Genomic DNA, 3,180 nt, shown 5'->3' with positions numbered 1-3,180 from the left:
TCCATCTGCTTGGGCGTAGACATCCACGAGGGGAAGCGAGAGATTGAGGCCGCTGATCAGTAAAGTCGCGTCTAGGCCCTCTGCCGCCTGATACAGCCATAGCTCACTCTCCCCTTGGCGCTGGTAGTGCTCAATGTAGGCTCGGTCTTGCGCGACGAGAACATAGTCCGTTAGGGTGGGGACTTGCCGGTAGTCGTGAAACTTATCACCCCGGTCGTAGGCCGCTGTGGAGTCCGAGAGTACCTCGATAATGAGCGTTGGGTTGATCAACGCCTGCGGCTTGGTATCGTCAAAGACGGGAGTGCCGCAGACCACGACTAAATCAGGGTAGGAGTAGCGCCCCTCCGGTGTGACACGGACACGTAAGTCTGCGGCATAAACGCGACATTGGTTGCCTCGGAGCTGGGAGCGGATCAGATAGGTTAGGTCAGAGACGATTCCGACATGATCTGGCGCGGCCCCTGCCATCGCTAGAATCTTGCCGTCGCGGAACTCGTGCTTAATCTCCGAGGCTTCCTCTATGGCGATGTACTCTTCCAGGGTGAACTTACGGGCGGTGTTTGTGCTCATCTTCGTGTCCTACTTTGGCTCCAGCTTCTCCAAGCCACCTAAGTGCGGACGAAGCGCCGCCGGAACCGTGACACTGCCATCAGCGTTTTGGTGGGTCTCCAGAAGCGCTGCGTAGACTCTAGCGAGCGCGGTTCCTGACGCGTTGAGCAGGTGCGGAAACTCGGGTTTTGCACCGGCCTCGCGCCGGAAGCGAATATTGGCGCGGCGTGCTTGGAAGTCCGTGCCATCTGACGCCGACGAGACTTCGAGCCACTTGCCGACACCGGGTGCCCAGGCCTCAATGTCAATCGTGCGGGCCATCGAGAAGCTTGTGTCGCCAGCGGCGAGCAGCAGCAGGCGGTGGGGGATTTCGAGGCCATCGAGCACGGCGCAGGCTTGCTGCACCATCTCGTTTTGTGCGCTGGCACTCTCTTCGGGGAGGGTGTACTGGAAGATTTCTACTTTATCGAACTGATGGACACGCTGCAGACCACGGGTGTCTTTGCCTGCCGCCCCGGCTTCGCGGCGCCAGCAGGGGGTGTGCGCGACGTACTTAATGGGCAAGACGCCGGGCTCTAGGAGCTCGCCTCTATGGACATTGACGAGGGCAGGCTCCGCCGTTGGTACAAAGAACTGATCGCTTTCGGCATCGTGGTACATCTCGGGGGCGAACTTGACGATATGGCCTGACGCGGTCACGGACTCACGGGTGAGCAAGTACGGGACGCCGAGCTCGGTGTAGTCATGCACGAGAGTGTGCAGATCCAGCATGTAGTTGATCAGCGCACGCTGGAGCCGCGCCCCGACTCCGGTGTAGAGCACAAACCCGCTGCCGCTGAGTTTTGCCCCACGCTCTGTGTCGAAGAGGCCAAGAGTTGCAGCAATATCCCAGTGCGCCTTGGGCTCGAAGTCAAATTCGCGGAGCGGCTTGTTTGCCCCGCGAATCTCCGCGTTACACTCCTCGCCACCTTCAGGCACATCATCTAAGACCAAGTTGGGAAGCTTGGAGAGCAGTGCTTCTTGTTCGGGGTCGAGGGACTTGAGCTCCTCATCGAGGCTCTGGAGGCGGGATTTCAGCTCGCCTGAGCGGGCCAAAATCGGCGCGGCATCCTCACCGGTTTTCTTGGCGGCGGCGATCTGTGGCCCAAGCTTGTTTTGCTCGGCGCGTAGCACTTCCCACTCGCTTTGTTTTTCGCGGCGCGTGATATCGAGTGCCAGAAGGGCATCTATCTTGCTTGTGTCCTCGCCGCGCTTGGCAAGGTTGGCCTTAATGGCATCAGTTTCGGTGCGAATTCGTCGGATATCCAGCATAACGCCGCTATTGTATCGTCAAAATCAGCTACACTGGGAGCGATGCATCCACGTGCCCAGGAGCTGATCGAAACTCTCCAGCTCACACCCCATCCCGAGGGCGGTTTTTTTCGCGAGGTCTTTCGCTCGGCCAAGACCGTCACGCCCAGCGATGGTCGTCCGATTCGCTCAGCGCTCACCACCATCTATTTTTTGCTGCCTGCTGGCGCCTACTCGCGCTGGCACCAAGTGCTCTCCGACGAAGTCTGGCACTTCTATGAAGGCGCACCCCTAGAGCTACTCTGCGATGACGAGCGCTGGATTCTGGGGCCTGTTGGGGAGAGGCAGTCACCAACACACACGGTTCCTGCAGGGGCTTGGCAGGCGGCACGCTCGCTCGGAGAGTACACGCTGGTGGGCTGCACCGTCGGGCCGGGCTTTGAGTTTGCGGATTTTTCACTCCGTGACGGAAACCCACTTGCGGAAAAATAGTTTACAGTGTAAACTTAACGGTGTTAAGTGATGGGAAGTACAGATAGACGAAAACGAGAGCGGGAGAACCTCCAGAGGGCGATCCTGGATGCTGCACGCGATTTATTCGTGGAGCACGGCTTTGCCGCTGTCTCGCTACGCAAGATCGCGGAGCGCATCGAGTACTCTCCCACGGCGATCTATCTCTACTTCAAAGATAAGAACGAGATACTAGCCGCGCTGATTGGAGAGGGCTTTGAGCTTCTTTGCACCCAGATGCACCAGATTCAGATCGAAGACCCGGTCGAGCGCCTGCGGCAGGGGGCACGCTGCTACTTTGCTTTCACACGCAACCACCCCCAGTACTACGCGCTGATGTTCGAGCTCTGCGACGAAGATTTTGAGAAAGCTTTTGGCCCCAAGCCCGAGTCAGGGATGCAGGCGTTTAACTTTATCCGTAGTGCGGTGATGCAGGCGATGGCGAGCGGTCAGTTTCGCACCGACCAGCCCGAGATCGTGGTCTCGCACACCATCTGGGCTCATATTCACGGAGCCGCCGCCCTCGCACTGGCGCGGCGGCTGGCCATGCTCCCCGACGAGGACCATGCTGCGTTTGTCGAGAGTGTCGCCGAGGCAAGCCTACGGGGTTTTCTGGCGACCTAAATTTTTTGCGTCTAACTAAACAGTGTTAAGGAAAATCATGATGTTAAGAAGAGAGAGCATTCTTGGGGCACTTGCCCTCATGGGTCTGGGGCTCGCCAGTGGCTGCGCGAAAAGCACCGCTCAAGCACCCAGCGCCCCGGTAAGCCCCAAAGGCGGAATCCCGGTGGAAAGCATTACGGCACAATTGCAAGTATCACAATCTAATAC

The 3,180-nt window shown here is 58.5% G+C and carries 4 protein-coding genes; 2 read left to right on the top strand and 2 right to left on the bottom strand.

Annotation, left to right across the window (positions count from 1 at the left end):
• Positions 1 to 570 (bottom strand): Uma2 family endonuclease (locus AC1XOS_RS21580; RefSeq protein ID WP_481964273.1); only part of this gene is annotated, 570 nt, incomplete at its 3' end.
• Between the two features lie 9 nt (positions 571 to 579).
• The gene (gene serS / locus AC1XOS_RS21575; RefSeq protein ID WP_481964272.1) at positions 580 to 1,860 is read right to left on the bottom strand and encodes a serine--tRNA ligase; all 1,281 of its coding nucleotides are present in this window, start codon (positions 1,858 to 1,860) and stop codon (positions 580 to 582) included.
• A gap of 42 nt (positions 1,861 to 1,902) precedes the next feature.
• Here serS and AC1XOS_RS21570 point away from each other — a divergent pair, with 42 nt between their 5' ends.
• Both AC1XOS_RS21570 and AC1XOS_RS21565 read left to right on the top strand, forming a co-directional pair.
• A complete protein-coding gene (locus AC1XOS_RS21570; RefSeq protein WP_481964271.1) occupies positions 1,903 to 2,331 on the top strand; it encodes a cupin domain-containing protein in 429 nt (142 codons plus the stop codon).
• 30 nt (positions 2,332 to 2,361) lie between these two features.
• Positions 2,362 to 2,973: a TetR/AcrR family transcriptional regulator gene (locus tag AC1XOS_RS21565; protein ID WP_481964274.1), complete on the top strand. Its 612-nt coding sequence runs from the start codon at positions 2,362 to 2,364 to the stop codon at positions 2,971 to 2,973.
• Positions 2,974 to 3,180: the final 207 nt, after the last annotated feature.

Source organism: Armatimonas sp. (assembly GCF_964826245.1).
The sequence above is the reverse complement of the archived record's forward strand: the minus strand, read 5'-3'. Positions and strand labels throughout refer to the sequence as shown.

What these genes read in the sequence shown, in the direction of transcription:
- serS (WP_481964272.1), bottom strand. Translation starts at nt 1,860, where the DNA reads ATGCTGGATATCCGACGAATTCGCACCGAAACTGATGCCATTAAGGCC.
- AC1XOS_RS21570 (WP_481964271.1), top strand. Translation starts at nt 1,903, where the DNA reads ATGCATCCACGTGCCCAGGAGCTGATCGAAACTCTCCAGCTCACACCC.
- AC1XOS_RS21565 (WP_481964274.1), top strand. Translation starts at nt 2,362, where the DNA reads ATGGGAAGTACAGATAGACGAAAACGAGAGCGGGAGAACCTCCAGAGG.